Here is a 20880-nt window from a genome sequence, read left to right as displayed (position 1 = left end):
GTCAATCCGCCGTCTCTTCCGACGCGTCGTCAGGTTCAGGTGGCGGCTGGGGGAACTCCACCTCGGGGTCGTAGGCGTCGCTCTCGTCCATCCCCGTCTCCTCCTCGGCGGGTTCGGCGGTGCTCTCCTCCGCCTCCTCATCGGGGTCGTCTGCGTCGCTCTCGCCCAGCTGCGACCCGTCCTCGTCGGAAGCCTTGAGGGCCGCGAGCTTGTCGAACCGCAGGCGGACCGGCGCCTTCTCCGGCTTCGACTCACATCCCCGCGCATCGAGGAACACGTCCAGCGCAACCACCTCGTCCCAGCGCTGGCTGTCCGCGAGCTCGACCCTTTCGGTGAAGGTCTTTGTCGCCCCGGCCGCCAGACTGTGCATGCTCAGGTCGTCCGCCAACACGGAGGCCCTGTCCTCGCTCACGTCCTCGTCCTCTGCATACCCCTGGACGCAAACCTGGGCGTTGATGCGCCGCCTGCTCACGTTCTTCAGCGTGTATCGGAGTTGGTACTCGTCGCCTTCGCCTCCCTGCCACAGCTTGACGCCGGACAGCTCCATTTCTCCCGGCTCCAGTCTTCCTGGCCGTCGGGGGGCCGGCGCGTCCGCGGAGGCGGGCTCTCCCGTGGCACGCAGTCGCAACGGCTCGCTGGCCGCCTGGAAGTCGGCCCCCTCGCAACGACTCCCCCTGACCGTGTACAGCAGCACCGTCAGGACCGAATCCCAGTTCTCCTCCGGCAGGGAGATGTTGTCGTTGAAGACGTCATCCGTGCCGCCCTTCACGGTGATGCTTCCCAGGTTCCGCTCGTAGGTGACGAAGCCCATCTCGTCGAGCAGCGCCAGGCAGGACTCCCCACGTCCCTGCGCCGTCCCGGGGTTGGTGAGCGTGTACGTGACGTTCACGAAGTGCGGGTCCCGCTTGAGCGTCACGCCGGAGAACTTCAGCGGCTTCGCCACCTTCGCCACCGGCTTCGGTTCCGGGACACCCGCCTGGGCCATTGCCACCACGCCCGCGTCCACCGGCGCGCTCGCCTGGGGCTGTTCCTTCTTGCACCCGGACACCACCGCGCCGCACAGGAGCAGCACGCACAGGATCCGCACCGGCCAGTCACTCCGCATCATGATGAACCTCTTCGCTGCCGGGCGCCGCCGGGGGCTGCGCATCGCTCGCGTCAGGAGGACTCGCCGCGTCACCTGCGACGGCCTTCTCCGGGAGGGTGACGGGATGGCCCGGGCCGCCTGCCCCTTCCGACATCACGCAGCCATAGGGGCCCATGAAGAAGCGCAGCACCGTCGCCTCCTCCCAGTGTCTGGCGCGATGAAAGGCGACGGGGGCCGTCTGGGTCGACGAAGCCTTCGGGGCCAGATCGAACTCCCCGACCTCGACCTCTTCCAAAGCGCGTGAGCCCTCTTGCGCGTAGGCCCGCAGGCATCCCGCCCCCGAGGCCCGGTGGTCACTCACGTTCTTCACCGTGAAGGTGAGGGAGGGGCCCTCCGGAGTCCCGGCCTGGCGCAGCTGGAGGCCGGACACCTCGAAGTCCTCCGCCAGCGACGCCGGGGGTGGATCGGGCAGCGGTAGGTCCGCGGGCGCGGGGGCTCCCGTCGGGAGCATCCGGAAGGGCTCACTGGCAGGCTTGATGGGCGTGTCGGAGCAGTAGTCGTTGGCCGCCGTCGTGAAGAGCCTCAAGGAGCGGACCTGGTTCCACTTCAGGTCGTCCACGTACACCCGGTCCTCGAACGTGTCCTCCAACCCGCCCTTCACGGTGATGCTCCCCAGCCCCCCGACCTCGATGGCCAGCTCATGTGCGTCGAGCAGCATCAGGCACACCTTCTCGCGCGCCTGCGCCGTGCCTGGGTTGGTGAGCGTGTAGGTCACGGTCACTCTGCCGTCTTCCGCGCGCTGGAGCCCCACGTTCGAGAAGCGCAGCGGCTTCCCCCCGTTCGCCACCGTCCCCGCGTCCACGCCCCGGGTGCCCGCGTCCACCACGGCCACGGCCGCCACGCCGGCGTCCACCGTCGCGGGCTGCTCCTTCTTGCAGCCGGCGCCAGACAGCGCCGCGGCGCCCGCCAACAACACGCCCCAGACGTGCCGCTGATCACTGCGCATCATGAGGCCCCCTCCACTGCACAATTTCGTCGGGGTTTCATATGGGACACCGCCACGGCGCGGCAAGACGGCCCCCTATCGCGCGTGCTTGACGCGGCAGGGCCGGAGCGCTCGGATGCGCGGCACCTATGCCCACTCCCAAGCTGCTCACCCGCGCGGAAGCCACCGACTACCAGGAAACGTCCCGCAGCGCCGACGTGGTCGCCTTCGTCGACGCCCTGTGTGCCCAGACGAAGCTCGCCAAGCGCGTGGACTTCGGCCAGAGCGGTGAAGGTCAACCGCTCATGGCGCTCATCCTCAGCGACCGCAACTGCTTCACGCCGGAGCTGGCGAACAAGCAGAAGAAGATCATCGTGATGGTGGAGGCCAACATCCACGCCGGCGAGGTGGAGGGCAAGGAGACCCTCCAGGCGCTCGCGCGGGACCTCACGCTCACGTCGCTGGGCAAGAAGCTGTTGGACCGGCTGTGCCTCGTGTTCGTCCCCAACTTCAACCCGGACGGCAATGATCGCATCAGCAAGGGCAACCGCGCGTTGGATTTGAAGAACCTGGAGGGCCAGGTCAACCCGCCCGGTGGCGTGGGCATGCGCTACACGGGCGAGGGCTGGAACCTCAACCGCGACAACATGAAGCAGGAGGCGCCGGAGACGCGCGCCATGGCGAAGCTGTACCAGACGTGGTGGCCGCACCTCTTCGTGGACTGCCACACCACCGACGGCAGCATCCACGGGTTCGACCTCACCTTCGACATCCCGCACGGCAACGCGGACCTCATGCACATGTCGCGGGACTTCAACCGCGAGCTGGCCGAGCGCGTGTCCGCCGCCGTGAAGAAGAAGCACGGCTTCGACAGCTTCTGGTACGGCAACTTCCTCAAGGAAGGCGACCCGACCTCCGGCTGGCACACCTACCCCGCGCTGCCCCGCTTCGGCAGCCACTACCGGGGCCTGCTGGGCCGGCTGGACGTGCTGCTGGAGACCTACAGCTACATCGACTTCCCCCGCCGCTGCGCCGTCATCCGCGCGTGGGTGCTGGAGCTCATCCGCGACGCCGCCCGCTACGCGAAGGACTACCGCACCGCCACGTCCTTCGAGGAGGCCACCATCATCGCGCGCGGCAAGTCCCCCGACGCGAAGGAATGGGTGGGCATCAACTTCGGCGTCGCCCAGCGCGACGCGGAAGGGGCGCTGGTGTTCGACTACCCGGCCTACGTGCTGGGCAAGGACATCGCGGCCATCAACTCCTTCGACGAGGCCAGCATCCAGGCGCGCCGCTACCCGGGCAAGCGCAAGAAGGTCTACAAGACGCCGCACTACCGCACCTTCGTGCCCACGCAGTCGGTGAGCACGCCGTCCGCGTACCTGGTGCCCGCGTCGCTCGCGTCCCGGCTGGAAGGCCACGGCATCCGCTTCGAGAAGCTGGCCAAGGCGCAGCGCTTCCAGGTGGACAGCTACCGCATCGCCCGCCGCGAGCAGACCTTCAGCCCGGACGTCGCCGCCAACGTGCCGCCCCCTGGCCAGGACGAAGTCCCCTTGAGCCAGAAGCCCAAGCCGGTGCGCTTCGAGACCATCCTCACCGTGGCCCCCGAGCGCTCCGAGCGCGAGTTCCCCGCCGGCACCCTCAAGGTCCCCACCGACCAGCGCACGGGCACGCTCATCACCTACCTGCTGGAGCCGCACTCGGACGACGGCTTCTGCCGCTGGCAGTTCCTGGATGACAGCCTCACGGTGGGCGAGCTGTACCCCATCCACCGCGTCGTGGAGGCCACCCGTCCCCCCCTGAAGGTGGAGTAGGCGTCACACCTCCGGACACCTCCTCGCCCCCGGGTCTGTCATGCCCGGGGGCATTGGCCGTAGACTGGGCCCCGCAGGACCCGCGGAGATGGTGCGGGGGCACGCGGGAGGCCCCGGATGGCTGGCATGCGGCAAACGCCCCCAGGCACGCGCCTTCCGGGGCGCACAGGCGTGGCGCGCGTCTGGGGACTCGTGGCCCTGGCGCTCTGCATGGCGCTGGGCTTCGTCGCCGTGCGCGTCTGGAAGCAGCGGAGCGACGGGCCTGAGACGCCCGCGCTGTGGCTCTCGGAAGCGTCCCACCGTCCCCTGGAAGTACGGCTGAGCCTCCCCGCCGCGGACGTGTACCGCCCCCACGCGCCCCCGCCGGGACGAGACGCGCTGGCCCCGCCGGTGCCCCTGGGCGCGCTGTCCAGCCTGGAGGAGCGCGGCGACGCGCACGGCGTGGGCGTCAGCTACCTGCTGCATGGCGACACGGAGCAGGGGCTCGCGTACCTGAAGCGCGCGTCGCCCTCGCTGGACCGCGACAGTGACCTGGCCGCCGTCGCCATCCTGCGCGGCCACTCCGACGAAGCCCTGACCCTGCTGGACGCCACGCTGGAGGCCATGCCCGAGCACCCGCAGGCGCGATGGAACCGCGCCGTGGTGGCGCGCGAGCTGGGGTTGACGCTCCTCTCCGCCACGGCGTTCGAAGCGGTGGCCGCGAAGGGCGAGCCCGGCTGGAGCGACGAGGCGCGCGAGCAGGCACGGACGCTGCGCGCCCGGTTCCAGGCCCGGGCGGATGCATGGAAGGCCACGCGCGAGGCCTTCCACGCCCGGCTGCGCTCGCCCCAGGCGCCCCTGCCGGTGGAGGCCGCGGCCCGCTTCCCGGGCGTGGCGCGCGAGTCGTTCTACGATCTGCTGGCCACGTCGGAGAGCTCCGCACAGGTGGAGGCCCTGCTGCCGCTCGCGGAGGTGCTGGACCACGCGGCCGGCGGGGGCACCGTGCTGGTGGACACCGTGCGGCGGCTGGCGGTGCAGGACTTCGCGCGCCGGGCGCCGCTCGCGCGGGAGTACGCGAAGCTGGTTCAAGACACGCACCCCACCCCCGCGAGCCTCATCGAACGGCTGCGCCAGGAGCCCACGGCGAAGGACCTGCTGCTGGGCGCGCTGCTGCGCACGCCGGGCGTGGCACGCACGCACGAGGAGCTGCGCGCCCTGACGGTGGGTGAGACGGATCCCTGGATCCTCTCGCGCGTGGAGCAGGAGAGCGCGCGGCTGGACGACCTGTCGGGCCAGGGGACGCAGGCCGGGGACCGGTTGCGGGAGGCGCTGGGTGAGTGCCGCGCGAAGAAGCTGCCCCTGCGCTGCGTGGATCTGCTCATCCGGTTGAGCAGCCGCGCGACCGCGTCGAACCGGCTGGTGGAAGGCGAGGAGTCGGCGAGGACCGCGTGGCAGGAGGCCGCCGCGCTGGGCGAATGGGAACGCGAGGGACAGGCGCTGGTGATGCTGGCCAACGCGACGCGCTTCCAGGTGCGGGTGGCGCTCTCGCGCGCCTATCTCACCGAGTCCCTGGCCCGTCAGCCCGACAACTGCGTGGCGCGCACGCAGGCGCACCGCAACCTGGCCTCGCTGGCGTTGATGCGCTTCCGTCCTCAGGAGGCGCGGCAGGAGATGGAGGAATCGCTCGCGTGCGGCCAGACGCCCGGGCTCCAGGGCGCGTGGATCCTCGCGGACCTGGCGCGGCTGGCGCCCCGTCCGTCCGACGAGGCACTCCTGATGGCGGAGCTGGCACGGGTGAGTCCGCTTCGCGAGAACGCGGGGCGGCGCGTGCTGGCCACGCTCATCCGAGGACGCTTCGCGGTGGACCGAGACTGGCGCGAGGGCCAGCGGGTGCTGCGGCAGACCATCGCGGAGGCGGAGCCGCTCCTGCGGGTGAACGCGGACGCGCGCGACGCCAGGGCGGTGGCCTTCCAGACGCTCGCGGTGAGCGCGGGCCACGCCGGGGCCTTCCGGGAGGCCATGGACGTGGTGGCCGAAAGCCTCCAGGTGCCCGTGCCGGAGGGCTGCGTGCTGGCTGCGGCGGTGGAGGCGGAGCGCACCGTGACAGTGGTGCGCGGGCCACGGGGACAGGTGCAGGGCCACTATGATGCCTCGCGCACGGTGCCCCTGCGCGATGACCTGACGGGGTTGGTGCCCGGCGAGCTGGTGGAGTTGCTGCGCGACTGTCCCCGCGTGGCGGTGTTGGCCGCGCCGCCCCTGGACAGCCGCGCGGGCATCCTGCCGGTGGAGCTGGCCTGGAGCTACCGGGTCAGCACGGGCGCGCACGCGTCGTCCCCCGCGAAGCCGCCCCTGCACGTCGTGGTATCGGATGTGGAGCCGCCCCTGACGCTGAAGCTGGCGCGGCTGCCCTCGGCGGCGGACTTGGACCTGGCGGGCGCGCAGCGGCTCCTGCGGCTCAAGGGCGCACAGGCCACGCCCGAGCGCGTGCTGGAGGCGATGGAGCAGGCCACGGACATCGACATCCACGCGCACGGAATGGTGGACCGCGCGCTGTCGGACGCCACGGTCATCGCGCTGTCGCCGCAGCAAGACGGCCGCTACGCGCTCACAGCGGAGGAGCTGCGCCGTCGGCATCTGCACGGCGCCCCCCTGGTGGTGCTGGGCGCATGCAGCGCGGCCCGCCTGCCGCCCATCCTGCATGAGACGTCATCGCTGCCGCAGGCGTTCGTCGCCTCGGGAGCGCGGGCCGTCTTCGCGGCCACGGCGGAGATCCCCAACGACGCGGGCGCCTTCTTCCGCGCGGTGCGCGAGCGCATCCAGTCCGGCGAGGAGCCCTCCCAGGCACTGCGAGCCGAGCGCCTCGACTGGCACAAGAAGCAACCCAACATGCACTGGGTGGACAAGGTGCTGCTGTATCAGTAGCGCCCGCGGCCCTCAGTCGCGAGGAGGCAGCGGCGAAGGCTGGGGCTCCGCGTCGGCGTCCCACGTCACGTTCGGCTCCGGCAGCGCGAAGGCCTCGAATGAGACAGCGACGCCGCCCCCGGGAGCGCTGAAGCCGTACCACCAACCCACCGGCAGCAGCAGGCACTCTCCCGGCGACAGCGTCACGTCCAGGCGCAGGGGTGCGTCGTCAGGCTCCGGCGACGCCAGGGCCATCCGCCGCAACTCGAAGGCCGGAACGAGCTGGAGCCGCCGCTCCCCATGCACCTGCGCCAGCAGCACGTTGCGCCGCGCCGCGCGCAGGGGCACTTCCGCGCCGGGCGGCTCCCACCACAGGCGGGGCTCGCACGCACGAGCGTCCTCCGCCGTGAAGCCCCGAAGCGGCGTCAGCCCCCGGGCCAGGGCTTCCAGCCGCGAGTCCTCGAACGGGGGCACGCAGCACGCGTGTCTCGCCTCACGCTCGCCCAACAGCGAGGCCACGTTCCCGGGGCTCCAGGCCTCCGGCTCCAGCGACGCGCTCCATTCCGTCCGTAGCACCACGGGCAGGTTGTCGAAGTAGTAGCGCTCGAAGAACGCGGCGGGCGTCAGCGCGTCATGCCGGTCCACGCGCGGCGGTCCATCCGTCTGCTGGAACAGCTCCGCGTACACGTCCAGCAGCCCCTCCAGCTTCCGCTGCATGCCCACCGCACGCAGCGCGCCCGCGACGAAGGGCTCCTCCTGCTCCACCTCCACCGCCCGCCGCGCCTGCTCCGCCGACACCCCGGCCTTCTCCAGCGACGCCACCAGCTCCTTCGCCGACGCACCGCGAACCAGGTTCTCCACCAGCCACCGCCGCCACTCGGGTGTCAGCGGCGAAGTCCCCGCCTCCACTTCACGCGAAGCTCTCATCGGTGCTCCTCCGGAGGCGTGGCGCCCAGCCAGCCCTCACGCCAGCAGGTGTTCATCCCAGGTGTCTCTTCGAAGCTCACGAACGTCACCGACAGACTCGGCTCCACTGCCCGCAGCGCGTGCCACCACCCCACCGGGATGAAGAGCGTGTCCCCTGGCCCCACCTCCACCGAGTGCAACGCCACCCGGGCGAAGTCCGGGAAGCGCTCCAGGTCCGGCGCCAGCACGTCCACCGCGCTGTAGAAGCCGCGCACGTTGGACATCCACGGCGTCTCCCACGACGGCGCCAGCCACACCTGCTTGCGCCCCCACACCTGGCAGAACAGGACGTTGAGGTGATCATGATGCAGGTTGGACAGCGTCCCCGCCGGCCCCAGCCACAGGTGCACGCGGTCGGGCCCATGCAGGTCCGGATGGATGTAACCCTCCGGCGCACGCAGGTCCTCCAGCAGCGGCCGGAACGCGTCACGCAACAGCAGGCTGTTCCGAGCCACCAGATACATGTCGTTCGCCGGCGCACCGTCGAACCGCGTCAGCAATTCCCGCAGCGGCACGTCCCGGCGCAGGCGGTCCGCGTGCAGGTCCGGCATCTCCTGGGCATCGCGCCCCGCCATCACCTCCACCGTCTCGTCACCGAAACGCTCGGCCATCCACCCGGGCGTCCACCGCGTCCGCGCCGGCCAGTCCTCCATCAAGCCTTCAATGACAACCGGCCGGTTGCGCCGGTAGTAATCCGTGAAGAATTCCGCTGGCGCCAGCCGGGACCGCCGCTCCACGCGCGACGAGGGCAATGCCTGCCGTCGCGACACCGACCGTGTCTCCAGCAGTGATTCAAGCAATCCCAGACGTGTCGTGAATTCACGCGCCCGCATCACCGCCGGATGTATCTCCGCGGCCCGAATCGTTTCCCAGACAACCTCTGGCGCGATTCCAGCCGTCTCCAGACGGGCCACGAGGCTCTCGGAAGACACCCCACGCGCAAGGTTCTCCGCGAGCCACGTTCTCCATACAGGGGGGAGGGAAGACGTCATCGCCAGCCCCCTTGAATCGGGCTGAACCATTTGGGTCGTTCACATCCACCCCGAGCGGACTCCATGACGCCTCCCGAGAACTCATACAAGATCGTCCCGAACCCCAATCCCCCGTGTGATCCCGCGCAGGAGGACCTCAGCCGGAAGCGGACGCCTGAAACACCATCGCTCACGCCGCCGCCGTCCACACCGCCCCTTCCTGAAACGCCGAAGGACGAAAACCTCAACGGCTGACGCAAGCCATTGAAGCGGAGGGCACACCTCAACCGAAGGTGTGCCACCGCGCGTTTCCGCCCGGCACCTCCAGCGACTGGAACGTCAGCGACACGCTCACGTCCAGCGCGAGCACCTGGTGCCACCAGCCCACGGGGATGAAGAGCATCTCCCCCGGGCCCACCACCACCTCGTGCACGTGCGCGGTGGCGAAGTCCGGGAAGCGCCCCAGGTCCGGCGCCGCCGCGTCCACCGGGCTCCACACGTGCTCGCGGTTGTACAGGCGAGGCGTCTCGAACGACGGAACCAACCAGAAGCGCTTGCGCCCGTGGACCTGGCAGAACAGCACCGAGTCCACGTCATGGTGCAGCGCCGTGTGCGTGCCCGCGGGCCCCACCCACAGCTTGATGCTCCCGTGCTGCCGCTTCGGGTACACGAAGCCCGGGGCCGGCCGCAGGTCCTCCAGCAGCCCCCGCAGCTCCGGCCGCTCCAGCGCGAAGTTGCGCGCGGTGAGGTACAGGTCGTTGGACGTCCCGCCGTGCTCCAGCCGGTGGAGGAAGTCGCCCAGTCGCATCACCGTGCGGCACGCATCCGGTGACACGTCATGGTCCACGCGGGCTTCGCGGCCCGCCATGACCTCCACCTCCACGTCGCCGTAGTCCCGCGCCAGCGCTTCCGGTCGCCAGCGCTCCAACAGCGGCCAGCCCTCCAGGAAGTCCTCCAGGACGACGGGCCGGTGCGCTCGGTAGTAGCGGGCCTGGAACTCCTCCGCGGACACGCCCCGCCGCCGCTCCACCGTCCTGCGGGACTGCGCATGCAGCGACGCGCGCACGTCCAGGAGCGACACCACCTCCGCCCCCAGCGCCCCGCGCGAGCCCCCGGCCTCCACCGCCGGGTGCCGCCGCGCGCGAGCCACCTCCGAGCGAGCCTCCTCCGGAGCCACCCCTCCGGCGACCAGTGCCCGGGCCAGCGCCTCCTCAGGCACGCCCCGCAGCAGGTTCTCCGACAGCCACGCATCCCACGAGGGTGACAAGGCCATGGCCCCACTCTAGGCCACCCGCGAAGCGGCACGGAAAGGGGGCCCTCTCCCCACATGCCCTACAGGGTGAGTGCCCCCTTGAGGCCCAGGACGATGATGTTGCGCGCGTCCTCGTCACCGCCGGGGCGGATGTATTGGAAGTTGGGCCGCAGCACGAGCCACGGCGTCGCATGGAGGCTGTAGTACAGCTCGCCCAGGTACTCCGTGCGAGGGATGGGCGTGTCGGGGTCCTGCGCCTGCTTTTGCCGCTGCGCGGTGACGTAGCGCCCGTTGGTGTGCGTGGCGCCCAGCGCGAAGCCCACGTCGTCATCCGCCCGGCCGAAGACGCCCGTGTAGCCCAGGCCCAGCGTGTACTGGCCGTCCTGCGTGGAGGTGTCCAGGTCCGTGTGCGTCAGGCGGACGAAGACGTTGAGGCCCTGCGCCTTGTTCTCCGAGCCCGCCACGTGCGTGAGCTGCTGGCGCGCGACGAAGTAGATGCCGTATCTCCCATCGCGCTCCACGCCGGCCAGCAACACATCCGGAGCGTTGGACGTGTCGTACCAGACGCCCACCTTGTAGAGCCCCTCCAGCCGGTCGCCGCGGAACTTCGGGTTCCAGCCCAGCTCCAGGGGCAACATCACGCCCGTCGCCCCGCTGAAGCGCCCCAGATAGAAGGCCTCCTCCAGGTTGCGAGGATTCATCTCGTACGCGGCCAGCTGCACGTACGCCACCTTCGCCAGGTCCACGCGCAGCCGCGTGGCCCACTGGCTCACCGGCCAGTTGAACCAGTAGTTGCCCACGATGTTGCCGGGCTGCGCGCCGCAGAAGGACAGGTTCTGGAAGTCGCAGGGGAAGTCCGCCGTGTCCTCGCCCACCGTCATACGCCCCAGCTTCAGGTGCACCTGTTCGCCGAAGAAGAGCTGATCCCACCAGAGCTGCGTGAGGCGCCCCACGTTGCCGCGCCCATACACCTCCTGCACCAGCTGGAGGTTCCCCAGCTCCATGTCCGCGTTCAGGTTGTTGCCGTTGCGGTACGTGAACGTGAACTGGAAGGTGCCGCCCTTGAGCCCGGCCAGCTTCTCCATGTCCAGACCCAGCCCCACGTTGAGCTGGCCCGCCTGCCGCAGCGCATGGCCCTTGCCACCGCGCGCGTTGAAGGCGAGCTCCGTCACGTAGCGGACCTGGAGCGCCACACCCAATTCGTAGAGAAGCCCGCGCGCCCCGCCCCAGCCACCGGTGAGGCCCGGGGGCATCTTCGTCGTCTCGGCCGCGAAGACCGGCCCCGCGCACAGCAGGGCCCACGCCAGCACCCAGGCCCCGAACGCCCGTCCCCGCATCGCGCCCTCCCCCTCGCACGCCACGGGTCCCCAATGGCCATGGCCACCGGGATGTCCAGCCGTGCCGGGGGGCTGTCCGTCGGCTTCCAGCCACTGCCCCGGGCCCTTCGAACGGCCCGGGGTGCGGCGAGCAACGAAAGCAGCGCGCCGGGAGTGTCCTCCTCCCGGCGGGACGTGACTGACTACTTCTGCGGCAGCGGAACCGAGCGCACGTGCAGCTCGCGCAGCTGCTTCTCGTCCACGTCGCCGGGAGCGCCCGTCATCGTGTCCGTGCCCGTCTTCGTCTTGGGGAACGGAATCACGTCGCGCAGGGACTCCGCGCCGGTCAGCAGCATCACCAGGCGGTCCATGCCCAGCGCGATGCCGCCGTGCGGGGGCGCGCCGAACTTGAGCGCGTCCAACAGGAAGCCAAACTTAACGCGCGCCTCCTCCTCCTGGATGCCCAGCGCCTTGAACACCTCGCTCTGCACCTTCGGGTCATGCAGGCGGATGGAGCCGCCGCCAATCTCGAAGCCGTTGAGCACCACGTCGTAGCGGTGGCACTTCACGCGGCCCGGGTCGGTCCCCAGGTACTGCACGTCCTCGTCGTGCGGACGGGTGAAGGCGTGGTGCGCCGCCGCCCAGGTGTTCGTCTCCTCGTCGTACTCGAAGAGGGGCGGGTTCACGACCCAGAGGAACTTCCACTGGCCGCCGCTGCCGTACTCGGGGATGAGGCCCAGCTTCTTCGCCACGTGCACGCGCAGGTTCGCCATCACCGTGTGCACCAGCGACTCGCGGCCGAACTGGAACAGGATGAGGTCGCCCGTCTTCGCGTTCACGGCCTGGTTGATGGCCAGCCGCAGCGCCGGCGTAATCGTCTTGGACAGCGGGGACTGGGTCCACTCACCGCCCTCGCCCACCTTCGCGCGCGCCAGCCCCTTGGCGCCCGCCTGCTTCGCGAAGTCCTCCAGCTTGTCGCTCTCCGCGCGGGACAGCGCCTTCTCCGCCGGGACGACCATCGCCTTGACGATGCCCTTGTCCTGCACCGCGTCCCACATCATGGGCACGCCGCCGGCCGCGCCGTGCTCGCGGATGACGTCCGTGAGCACCACGTGCTCCAGCCCGAAGCGCAGGTCCGGCTTGTCGTTGCCGTACTTCGCCATGGACTCGTAGAAGTCCATGCGCATGAAGGGCGTCGGGATGTCGATGCCCAGCACCTCGCCCCACAGCTTCTTCAGCAGGCCCTCGATGATGGTGAAGATGTCGTCCTGGGTGACGAAGCTCATCTCCACGTCGATCTGGGTGAACTCCGGCTGCCGGTCCACGCGCAGGTCTTCGTCGCGGAAGCACTTCACGATCTGGAAGTACCGGTCGAAGCCCGCGACCATGAACAGCTGCTTGTACAGCTGCGGGCTCTCCGCCAGCGCGTAGAACTTGCCCGGGTTCAGGCGGCTGGGGACCAGGAAGTTACGCGCGCCGCCCGGCGTGTACTTGCCCATGAAGGGCGTCTCCAGCTCCAGGAAGCCGTTGCCCGCCATGTACGAGCGCGCCAGCGTGTTCATCTTCGAGCGCGTCATCAGCGTCTTCTGGAGCGGCCCGCGGCGCAGGTCCAGGTAGCGGTGCGCCAGGCGCTTCTCCTCGGACGTCTCCACGTTGTCCTCGATGAGGAACGGCGTGGGCTCCGAGCGGTTGAAGATGGTCAGGTCCGAGGCCTTCACCTCGATCTCACCCGTCTTCATCTTCGGGTTCACGTTCTTGCCGCGCGACAGCACCTTGCCCTTGATGCCGACGCAGTACTCCAGGCGCAGGTGGCCGGCCGTCTCATGGGCCTCCTTGCTGTCCGGCTCGAACACCACCTGGGTGAGCCCTTCGCGGTCCCGCAGGTCGATGAACACCGCGCCACCGTGGTCGCGGCGGTTGTGCACCCAGCCGAAGAGGACCACTTCTTCGCCAACGTTCGCGGCCGTGAGCTGACCGCACGTGTGGGTACGCTTGACCTCTGAAATGAACGGGACCGCCATGGAGACCGCCTGCGTTTGGTTCGGGAAGGAAGGCCGGGCACCATAGCGGATCGTGGAAACGACGCGTCAAGGAATCCATGGCCCGAACACCCCCGTGTTTTCACCTCCATCTCCCTCGGAAGACGGGCGCATGAGCAGGCAGGCGCGCACGTCCCCGCAACCCGGAATTGGATCGCGGGTTGAAGCTTCCATGCAGGGGGACCTGGAGACCCGCCGCCGGCCCAAGGGCATGCCCCCGTGCGTGCGCGCGGGGTGGGTGCTGCTGGCGCTGTTGGGGGCGCGAAGCGCAGGGGCGGAAGTGGCGGACAGCTCCGTCACGCTCGAGGCGAGCGGCGGCCACGGCTATGTCTTGTGGAGCCTTCTGGGCGACGTGGGTGTGGGGGAAGCGACCTTCGTCACGCTGGGCTACACCGGCGTGCGTCCGGAATCCGGCACCGCGGCCATCCACCAGCTCTCCGTGGGCATGGACCACCTCGCGGGCGAGCACTGGCTCCTGTCCGGCGTCGTCAGCCTGGGCCTGTCCAAGGCCTCGGACACGGAGCTGACCCAGGAGCGCCCCCGCCTCAACGTCCCCGGCCTCACCGCCCGGACGGGCTCCGGCAGCCAGGCGGTGCAGCTGGGAGCGGCCTGGGACTCGGCGGGCTTCGGCACCTGGGAGTACGGCCTGGACGCGGGCGTGGGCGTCAGCCGCAACCCGCTGCGCCGCCAGCTGCTCACGGTCTCCGACGGCACCTCCACGGAGCGCTACGCCCAGGAGGACATCCTCTGGTCGGCCCGCCCCACGCTGGGGGCGCGGCTCCTCTGGAAGGGCCAATGGGAGCTGGGGCTGCGCGGGGCGTTTGCCTTCTACAGCGAGGACCCGCTCACCGCGGGCCAGTTCACCGACGCGGAGACGGACCAGTTGGAGGCCCAGCTCGAAAGCCGGGTGGCCGCCCGCAAGGCCCTGGCGGGACTGCGCCGCCGCCAGCTGCGCGACCTGGGCGCGGCCGTGGCGCGGCGCCTGGGCGAGGTCAACGCCACCACCGGCTTCCCCTCCGCCCCGGTCCGCTGGGACCTGAGGCCGTCCCTCTCCTGGCGCCTCACCCCCGCCCTCCGGGGCCAGCTGTCCTACGCCTTCACCCGGTACGTGCCGGGTGAGGGCGTGGCCCACGTGGTGGCCACCCGGTGGACGGTCCGCCTGGGCGACGCGGTGCGGCTGTGGGCCTCCGTGGCCCTCCAGCGGGACGTGCCGGTGGACCTCCCCGCGGACACCTCCGGCCTGCTCACACTCGGAGGGGAATACACGTTCTGAGCGGTCCGGAGTAAAACGGCGTCATGCTCCGAACAGTCACCACCGCCGCCGTCGGGCTGGCCCTGGCCACGGGCTGCGCGCCGGACAGCGAGGCCCCCGTCAAGGTCTCCGTCCTGTCCCGCTCCAGCAATGGCCAGTACGTCCCCACGCAGGTCGAACTCACCACCATCGAGGACGTCGTCGGCCTGAAGGGCACCGTCGGCGACCTCCAGGGCGGTGCGCGCATCGTCATCGACGTGAACGACCCCGCGCTCCAGAACGCCACCGCGGACAACGTCGCGGAGGTGCTGCTCAAGAAGTCCGGCCACGACGTGAAGGCCAGCTACATCAGCCAGAAGGACGAGAAGACGGGCGATGACGTCCTCTGGCCCGCGGACTTCCACTCCTGGAACATGGTGACCTCGTATTACAACCTCGAGCGCGCCAACGAGTACTTCCGCACCGTCGCCAACGTGAAGGTCGTCTCCTTCGAGCCCACGCCGACGCTCTACTACTTCCCTGAGTTCATCCAGGCGCAGGTGAGCAAGGAGCCGGCGCGCGACAACGCCATCTTCTACCCGGTGCTCCAGTCGTTCATGGTGCTGCCGTTCGATCAGATCCAGCGCGCGCCCCTGCCCCTCAACGCGGCGGTGATGGCGCACGAGTATTCGCACCTGGTGTTCAACCGGCTGGCGTACGCCGGGCAGTCCTTGCCCGTGGCGTTGTCCAACTGGTCCGCGGGGAACCCCAGCCAGGGCGCCAACGTGCTCAAGTCCTTCGACGAGGGCCTGGCGGACTACCACGCCTACGGCGCCACCTGCCGCAGCGTCAGCGGGTGTGATCCGCGCTTCATGTCGACCTCGTTCGACGGCGGCCCCTTCGCCGGGGTGACGGACGCGAGAGATCTGTCGCGCGGGGACCGCTGCATGAGCGCGCTCCTGTACGCCCGCGTGCAGCAGCAGGACGTGGGCACCTTCTCCTCCGACGGCGCCGAGTACCAGGTGGGCACGCTGCTGGCGACCGCGCTCTACCAGGCGGGCCGCTCCACCGGCCAGGAGGCCCAGCTGCAGCGCGACATCGTCTCCGCGTACTACGACACCGACCCCGCGAAGCCGGGCATCTTCCAGTACACGCAGCTGGTGCTGGGGGATCAGTCCCAGTTCTCGTTGGCGGTCCCCGCCGCCGCCATCATCTCGCACATCTCCGACCTGGATCTGCGCAAGGCCGTCTGCAACGAGTTCATGGACCACCTGCAGATCCCGCGCGAGCTCCTCATCGGCGCCAACCTCTGCCCGGCCAGCGCCGCGGGCGGCACCACCTGCCCCAGCATCTTCCAGTGAGGCCCGCTCCCTTGAACACCTGGCTCAAGGCCTGCCTCGCCGGCAGCCTGCTCTTCACCCCTGTCGCGTTCGCCCAGAGCGCGGATGACGACGACCCCTACGCCTACCCGGAGCAGGAAGCCGAACGCGCCCAGGAGAAGGCCCAGAAGGACGACGACGACGCCTACGATCGCCGCCGCAGGCTGGTGGACGAAACGGACGAGTTCCGCGAGGCCGCCGAGGCCACCAACGACGAAGGCTTCCGCGGCATGTCCCGCCTGGACGACCCCAACCTGGGCGTCGCGGTGGAGCTGGTGGCCGGTCTGTTGATGGTGGACAGCGCCCGCGGCGACTTCTCCGACAACAAGCCCGGCTTGGGCGTGCGCGCCACCTGGGAGTTCGGCCGCAACTTCTTCACGGAGAACGCGACCCTGCGCGAGGCCCTCTTCGCGGACCTGCGCTGGCTCTACGGCAGCCTCAGTGACGGCACGGAATTCATCAAGGGGGACACGCGGCTTCACTACTTCACGCTCGCGCCCGCCTGGCTGTTCCAATTCGGCGACTCGCCCTTCGGTCTGTACCTTCAGGCCGGTGGCGGACTCGCGTACCAGAACACCGGCATCACCGTGGGCGAGGAGGAGACCAAGGTGAACGGCCTCAAGCCCGTGGTCCAGTACGGCCTGGGCCTCCGCGGCCGGCCCGCCCTGTCGCGCACGCTGCACCTCACCTTCCGCATCGAGGCCATGGGCCTGCGGCGCGGCTACGCCAACGACTTCTTCCTGGGTGGCAGCGCCGGCGTCGGCTTCTGAAGCACCGCCCGTTTTTGTCCCCTCGGCCCCCGCGCCCTTCCCACCTGGGAAGCGGTGGCGGGGGCTGAACTTTTTCCCCTCCCTCGCGCCCGCGGGCACGGCCCCCTGCTTGGTATTCCAAGGAGATGGACCCCTGGCATGCCCCCTGCTTACATTCGCGCCGGTTGGGGGAGTCAGGGGCGTCGGGCTGGAGGTGGAAGATGAACGGCGAACAGGAACACGGGCAGGGCAACACCCGGCACTGGGATCCGGTGTGCGGCAGGCACCTGGAGGCGCCGGAGGGCCATCCGTCGTCGGAGTACAAGAAGCGCCGGTACTTCTTCTGCTCGGAGGGCTGCCGCACCGCCTTCGAGCGGCAGGCGGAGCGCTTCCGCCTCAACGAGCTGGCGCGGGCCGGCGCGCTGATGTCGCCGGGCCGGGTGCGCTGGGGGCTCGCGTAGCGCGGGCCAGAGCCTCGGACGGCGTCAGGCGGCCTGACGCACGTCCTTGAGGCGCAGGGACAGCTTGCGCTGGCCGCGGAAGGTGTCGAAGCCGGCCTGGAAGGCCAGGTCCACCGGCCCCTCCACCAGCGACACACGGTCCGCCATGCCGAAGCCAATGGCATCCAGCTCCGGAGCGTCCACGAGCGCCAGCTTCAGGTGCCCCGCGCCAGGCACCCCGGACTTCGCGGGCAGCACGCGAGGCCGGGCCTGCTGGCCGCGCAGCACCAGCACCGGCTCCGGGTTGCCCTGACCGAAGGGCCCCAGCTTCTGCAGCGACTCCACGGCCGTCGCGTCCAGGTCGCGAGGGTTCACCACCGCGTCCACGCGGCAGCGCGGAATCATGTCCTCCGGCGTCAGACGCTGGAGGGCAATCTTCGCGAAGGCCTCGCGGAAGGCAGGCAGCTGCTTCGCGTCGATGGTGAGGCCGGCGGCGTGCTTGTGCCCGCCGTAGCGCATGAGCAGGTCCGAGCACCCGGTGAGCGCGTCGTACAGGTGGAACGCCTCGATGCTGCGCGCCGAGCCCTTCCCCACCCCGTCCTTCACGCCCACCATCACCGTGGGCCGGTGGTAGCGCTCCACCACGCGCGACGCGACGATGCCGATGACGCCCGGGTGCCAGCCCTCGTCGTAGAGCACCAGCCCGCGCGAGTCCTTGTGCTCCTCCGCCTGCGCCAGCGCCTGCGTGAGGATGCCGCTCTCGATGCCCTGCCGCTCCGCGTTCGCGCGATCCAACACCTGCGCCAGCGAGCGCGCCGTCTCCACGGAGTCCGCGCAGAGCAGCTGCAGGCCCAGCGACGCGTCATGCAGGCGGCCCGCGGCGTTGATGCGGGGCCCCAGGCGGAAGCCCACCTGCCCCGCGGTGACGGTGGCGTCCGGCTCCAGGCCGGCCACCTCCTTCAGCGCGCGGATGCCGGGACGGCGGCCCTGGGACAGCTCCTGGAGGCCGTGCGCCACGAGGATGCGGTTAGCGCCGGTGAGCGGCACCACGTCCGCCACGGTGGCCAACGCCACCAGGTCCATCAGCGCCTTGAGGTTGGGCTCCTTGCGCGTGGCGAAGAAGCCGTCGTCGCGCAGCCGCTTGCGCAGGCCCATGCAGAGGTTGAAGGCCACGCCCGCGGCGCACAGCACCTTGGTGGGGTACTCGCAGCCGGGCTGGTGCGGGTTGAGTACCGCGGTGGCGGGCGGCAGCGTGGGAGGCACCGTGTGGTGGTCCACCACCACGACCTCCAGGCCCAGCTCCTTCGCGCGGGCAATCTCCGCCACGGAGGTGATGCCGCAGTCCAGCGTCACCAGCAGGCGCGTGCCGTCCTGCGCGATGCGCTCCACCGCGCCCAGGTTGAGGCCGTAGCCTTCGTCCAGCCGGTGCGGGATGTACGTGGAGGGCGTGGCGCCCAGCTCCTTGAGGAACAGGTACATGAGCGACGTGGAGGACACGCCGTCCACGTCGTAGTCCCCGTAGAGCGTCACCTTCTCCTTGAGCCGCACCGCGCGCAGCACGCGCTCCACCGCGGGGCCCATGCCCTTCATCCGGAACGGGTCCGGCAGGTCCGCCAGCCGGTCCGACAGGAACGCCGACGCCGCCTCCGGCGTGCGGTAGCCCCGGTGGAGCAACACCCTCGCCGCCAACGGGTGCAGCGACAGCTCACCCGCGAGCGAACCGACCTCCTGCTCGACGACATCTGGAAGCAACCACCGCATGGCGAAGGACAGTACCTCAGACGTCCGACCAAGGCAGTCCAACCCGTCCACTCACACCACCCTCCTGTACGCCTGTTCAGACGTACACTCGCCTGCCTTCCTGCCTCCAACCTGCACGGCGGGTATGCGGTGCCCAGCTTGAGTGCGTACCCGTGGACAGGGAGGTCCGCATGCTTCGCAGGTGTCTCCAGGGAGGTGCCCTGATGGCCGTCGTGTTGTGCGCGGGGCCCGCGCTCGCGCAGAAGAAGCAGGGCGACGTGAACGTCTTCCTGCGCGGCGGCATCGGCGACTACACGGGCGACCTGGGCGACGTGGCCAGCACCGGCCCGCTGTGGGGCCTGACGCTCAACCTCCAGCCCACCACCTTCCTCGGCTTCGAAGTTGGCTACGAGGGCTCGCAGAACAAGGTGAGCGACAGCCGCCTCTTCGACGCGCCCTCGCTGGTGCGCAACGGCGGCAGCGCGCTGGTGAAGGTGTCGCCGCCCTTCCTCACCGCGGTGCGCCCCTTCGCGGGCGTGGGCCTGGGCCTGTCCTACGTGGACGTGCGAGGCGCGGGCGCGGGGCTCTACGACAGCGACTTGATGGAGGAAGTGCCGCTCGCGGTGGGCCTGGAGTTCAACACCGGAGGCCTCACCGCCGGCGTGCGCGGCACGTACCGCATCCTCATCGACCAGGACTTCGCGGACGCCACCAGCACGGACGGCGTGGGCGGCGGATTGATGGACGCGTCGCTGACGCTGGGCGCGCGCTTCTAGAAAAGCGAAGGGCCCTCGCTTCCGCATGGGAAGGAGGGCCCTCGTCGCTTCAAGCCATCAGACAGCTCAGGCCGTCTTCGGCTCCTGCTTGCCGCCACCGGCGTGGCCCTCGCGGGCGTGCGCGCGCTCGTCCAGCCAGATGACCAGCGGGCTGGCGATGTACACGGACGAGTACGTGCCCACGAGGATGCCCACCAGCATCGCCATGGCGAAGTCGAAGATTTCGCCCACGCCGAAGATGAGCAGACCGATGAGCGACAGCGCCGTCACGCCGGAGGTGAGGATGGTGCGGCCCAGCGTGTCGTTGACGGCGATGTTGATGATCTCCGGCAGCGGCTTGCCCTTGTACTTCACCATGTCTTCACGGATGCGGTCGTAGATGACGATGGTGTCGTTCACCGAGTAGCCCACGATGGTGAGCAGCGCGGCGATGGACGTGAGGTTGAACTCGCGCCGGCTCACCAGGTAGTAGCCCGCCACCATGATGACGTCGTGGATCATGGCGAGCAGCGCGCCCGGGCCGAACTTGAAGTCGAAGCGGAACGCCACGTAGATGAGGATGGCGATCATCGAGTACACCAGCGCCATGATGCCGCGGTTGCGCAGCTGCTTGCCCACCTGCGGACCCACGTAGTCCACGCGGCGCTGCTCGAAGTTGGGCTTGTCCGAACCGGCGCTCAGCGCGGCGAACACCTTGTCCGCCATGCCGCTCGCGACGACCTGGTAGTCGTAGCCGGTGCCGCCCTGGTTCGCGCCCAGGTCACGCACCTCCTGAACGCCGATGCCCGCCGCCTCGACGGCCTTCTTCACCGCCGCCACGGACATGGGCTGCGCGGAGCGGAAGTTCACGATGCCGTTGGCCATGTCGGCGTAGACGCTGCGCGTCTCGCCCAGGCCCTGGATGGCCGTCTTCGCGTGCTCGGCGTTCTCCTCCGTGAGCTGCGTGACGCCGCCCATGCGCAGCAGGAAGGAGTTCTCCTCGGCCGCGCCCACGCCCTGGACGCTGACGTCGTGCAGACCGCCGGCCTGGGCCTTCTCGCGGACCTGCTCGGCCGTGGTGGGCGTGTTGTACTTCAGCTCCACCACCGTGCCGCCGGCGAAGTCCACGCCGAAGTTGAACCCCACCGCGGCGATGCCGACGATGATGGCCAGGTTGATGAGGGTGGAGATGAAGAGCGCCGGCTTGCGCTTGCTGATGAAGTCGATGTTCGTCTTGTGCTTGAGAATCTGCATGGCGGATTTCCCGAAGGCGCTG

The 20880-nt window shown here is 69.9% G+C and carries 16 protein-coding genes; 7 read left to right on the top strand and 9 right to left on the bottom strand.

Annotation, left to right across the window (positions count from 1 at the left end; translation table 11 throughout):
* Nucleotide 1: 1 nt before the first annotated feature.
* Both GTZ93_RS35975 and GTZ93_RS35970 read right to left on the bottom strand, forming a co-directional pair.
* Entirely contained in the window at nucleotides 2-1108 is a 1107-nt protein-coding gene (locus GTZ93_RS35975) for a hypothetical protein (RefSeq protein ID WP_139922358.1), read from the bottom strand.
* Complete coding sequence (locus GTZ93_RS35970; protein WP_161663263.1) at nucleotides 1095-2096, bottom strand: hypothetical protein; 1002 nt, start codon at nucleotides 2094-2096, stop codon at nucleotides 1095-1097. The genes GTZ93_RS35975 and GTZ93_RS35970 overlap by 14 nt, the downstream gene beginning before the upstream one ends.
* A 125-nt stretch (nucleotides 2097-2221) precedes the next feature.
* Between GTZ93_RS35970 and GTZ93_RS35965 the strand changes: the two genes are divergently transcribed.
* Both GTZ93_RS35965 and GTZ93_RS35960 read left to right on the top strand, forming a co-directional pair.
* On the top strand, nucleotides 2222-3886 hold the full coding sequence (locus GTZ93_RS35965) for a M14 family zinc carboxypeptidase (protein WP_120580154.1): 1665 nt from the start codon (nucleotides 2222-2224) through the stop codon (nucleotides 3884-3886).
* Between the two features lie 126 nt (nucleotides 3887-4012).
* Nucleotides 4013-6787, top strand: coding sequence for a CHAT domain-containing protein (locus GTZ93_RS35960; RefSeq protein ID WP_161663262.1), 2775 nt, complete (start codon nucleotides 4013-4015; stop codon nucleotides 6785-6787).
* Between the two features lie 12 nt (nucleotides 6788-6799).
* Here the strand turns inward: GTZ93_RS35960 and GTZ93_RS35955 are convergent, their stop codons facing one another.
* The 5 genes from GTZ93_RS35955 to aspS all read right to left on the bottom strand — a co-directional run bounded on the left by GTZ93_RS35955 (nucleotide 6800) and on the right by aspS (nucleotide 13292).
* Nucleotides 6800-7693 (bottom strand): cupin domain-containing protein, encoded by an 894-nt coding sequence (locus GTZ93_RS35955; protein WP_161663261.1) that lies wholly within the window; start codon nucleotides 7691-7693, stop codon nucleotides 6800-6802.
* Complete coding sequence (locus GTZ93_RS35950; RefSeq protein ID WP_257979529.1) at nucleotides 7690-8664, bottom strand: cupin-like domain-containing protein; 975 nt, start codon at nucleotides 8662-8664, stop codon at nucleotides 7690-7692. The genes GTZ93_RS35955 and GTZ93_RS35950 overlap by 4 nt, the downstream gene beginning before the upstream one ends.
* 322 nt (nucleotides 8665-8986) lie before the next feature.
* Nucleotides 8987-9976 (bottom strand): cupin-like domain-containing protein, encoded by a 990-nt coding sequence (locus GTZ93_RS35945; RefSeq protein WP_161663260.1) that lies wholly within the window; start codon nucleotides 9974-9976, stop codon nucleotides 8987-8989.
* Between the two features lie 59 nt (nucleotides 9977-10035).
* The gene (locus GTZ93_RS35940; RefSeq protein WP_139924239.1) at nucleotides 10036-11292 is read right to left on the bottom strand and encodes a carbohydrate porin; all 1257 of its coding nucleotides are present in this window, start codon (nucleotides 11290-11292) and stop codon (nucleotides 10036-10038) included.
* A 182-nt stretch (nucleotides 11293-11474) separates the two neighbouring features.
* On the bottom strand, nucleotides 11475-13292 hold the full coding sequence (gene aspS, locus GTZ93_RS35935; protein ID WP_139919332.1) for an aspartate--tRNA ligase: 1818 nt from the start codon (nucleotides 13290-13292) through the stop codon (nucleotides 11475-11477).
* Between the two features lie 190 nt (nucleotides 13293-13482).
* Here aspS and GTZ93_RS35930 point away from each other — a divergent pair, with 190 nt between their 5' ends.
* The 4 genes from GTZ93_RS35930 to GTZ93_RS35915 all read left to right on the top strand — a co-directional run bounded on the left by GTZ93_RS35930 (nucleotide 13483) and on the right by GTZ93_RS35915 (nucleotide 17130).
* Entirely contained in the window at nucleotides 13483-14583 is a 1101-nt protein-coding gene (locus GTZ93_RS35930) for a hypothetical protein (RefSeq protein WP_139919331.1), read from the top strand.
* 23 nt (nucleotides 14584-14606) lie between these two features.
* The gene (locus tag GTZ93_RS35925; protein ID WP_139919330.1) at nucleotides 14607-15902 is read left to right on the top strand and encodes a hypothetical protein; all 1296 of its coding nucleotides are present in this window, start codon (nucleotides 14607-14609) and stop codon (nucleotides 15900-15902) included.
* 11 nt (nucleotides 15903-15913) lie between these two features.
* Nucleotides 15914-16690 carry a hypothetical protein gene (locus GTZ93_RS35920; RefSeq protein ID WP_139919329.1) on the top strand — a complete coding sequence of 259 codons (777 nt, stop codon included), beginning with the start codon at nucleotides 15914-15916 and terminating at the stop codon, nucleotides 16688-16690.
* A 200-nt stretch (nucleotides 16691-16890) separates the two neighbouring features.
* Nucleotides 16891-17130 (top strand): YHS domain-containing protein, encoded by a 240-nt coding sequence (locus GTZ93_RS35915; RefSeq protein WP_120597215.1) that lies wholly within the window; start codon nucleotides 16891-16893, stop codon nucleotides 17128-17130.
* 24 nt (nucleotides 17131-17154) lie between these two features.
* Here the strand turns inward: GTZ93_RS35915 and recJ are convergent, their stop codons facing one another.
* Nucleotides 17155-18870: a single-stranded-DNA-specific exonuclease RecJ gene (recJ, locus tag GTZ93_RS35910; RefSeq protein WP_120579145.1), complete on the bottom strand. Its 1716-nt coding sequence runs from the start codon at nucleotides 18868-18870 to the stop codon at nucleotides 17155-17157.
* A gap of 170 nt (nucleotides 18871-19040) precedes the next feature.
* Here recJ and GTZ93_RS35905 point away from each other — a divergent pair, with 170 nt between their 5' ends.
* On the top strand, nucleotides 19041-19625 hold the full coding sequence (locus tag GTZ93_RS35905; RefSeq protein ID WP_139919328.1) for an outer membrane beta-barrel protein: 585 nt from the start codon (nucleotides 19041-19043) through the stop codon (nucleotides 19623-19625).
* Nucleotides 19626-19691: 66 nt separating this feature from the next.
* On the opposite strand, the gene secF is transcribed toward GTZ93_RS35905, so the two are convergent.
* The gene (gene secF / locus GTZ93_RS35900) at nucleotides 19692-20858 is read right to left on the bottom strand and encodes a protein translocase subunit SecF (protein WP_139919327.1); all 1167 of its coding nucleotides are present in this window, start codon (nucleotides 20856-20858) and stop codon (nucleotides 19692-19694) included.
* Nucleotides 20859-20880 lie beyond the last annotated feature (22 nt).

It is taken from the genome of Corallococcus exiguus, assembly GCF_009909105.1.
GTDB classification, from domain to species: domain Bacteria; phylum Myxococcota; class Myxococcia; order Myxococcales; family Myxococcaceae; genus Corallococcus; species Corallococcus exiguus.
Note: the sequence above shows the minus strand (reverse complement) of the source record. Positions and strands in the feature narration are given on the sequence as shown.

Bases quoted from the DNA above. Each gene is read 5' to 3' on its own strand.
- GTZ93_RS35975 (WP_139922358.1), bottom strand. From the start codon at position 1,108: ATGATGCGGAGTGACTGGCCGGTGCGGATCCTGTGCGTGCTGCTCCTG.
- GTZ93_RS35970 (WP_161663263.1), bottom strand. From the start codon at position 2,096: ATGATGCGCAGTGATCAGCGGCACGTCTGGGGCGTGTTGTTGGCGGGC.
- GTZ93_RS35965 (WP_120580154.1), top strand. From the start codon at position 2,222: ATGCCCACTCCCAAGCTGCTCACCCGCGCGGAAGCCACCGACTACCAG.
- GTZ93_RS35960 (WP_161663262.1), top strand. From the start codon at position 4,013: ATGCGGCAAACGCCCCCAGGCACGCGCCTTCCGGGGCGCACAGGCGTG.
- GTZ93_RS35955 (WP_161663261.1), bottom strand. From the start codon at position 7,693: ATGAGAGCTTCGCGTGAAGTGGAGGCGGGGACTTCGCCGCTGACACCC.
- GTZ93_RS35945 (WP_161663260.1), bottom strand. From the start codon at position 9,976: ATGGCCTTGTCACCCTCGTGGGATGCGTGGCTGTCGGAGAACCTGCTG.
- GTZ93_RS35940 (WP_139924239.1), bottom strand. From the start codon at position 11,292: ATGCGGGGACGGGCGTTCGGGGCCTGGGTGCTGGCGTGGGCCCTGCTG.
- aspS (WP_139919332.1), bottom strand. From the start codon at position 13,292: ATGGCGGTCCCGTTCATTTCAGAGGTCAAGCGTACCCACACGTGCGGT.
- GTZ93_RS35930 (WP_139919331.1), top strand. From the start codon at position 13,483: ATGCAGGGGGACCTGGAGACCCGCCGCCGGCCCAAGGGCATGCCCCCG.
- GTZ93_RS35925 (WP_139919330.1), top strand. From the start codon at position 14,607: ATGCTCCGAACAGTCACCACCGCCGCCGTCGGGCTGGCCCTGGCCACG.
- GTZ93_RS35915 (WP_120597215.1), top strand. From the start codon at position 16,891: ATGAACGGCGAACAGGAACACGGGCAGGGCAACACCCGGCACTGGGAT.
- recJ (WP_120579145.1), bottom strand. From the start codon at position 18,870: ATGCGGTGGTTGCTTCCAGATGTCGTCGAGCAGGAGGTCGGTTCGCTC.
- GTZ93_RS35905 (WP_139919328.1), top strand. From the start codon at position 19,041: ATGCTTCGCAGGTGTCTCCAGGGAGGTGCCCTGATGGCCGTCGTGTTG.
- secF (WP_139919327.1), bottom strand. From the start codon at position 20,858: ATGCAGATTCTCAAGCACAAGACGAACATCGACTTCATCAGCAAGCGC.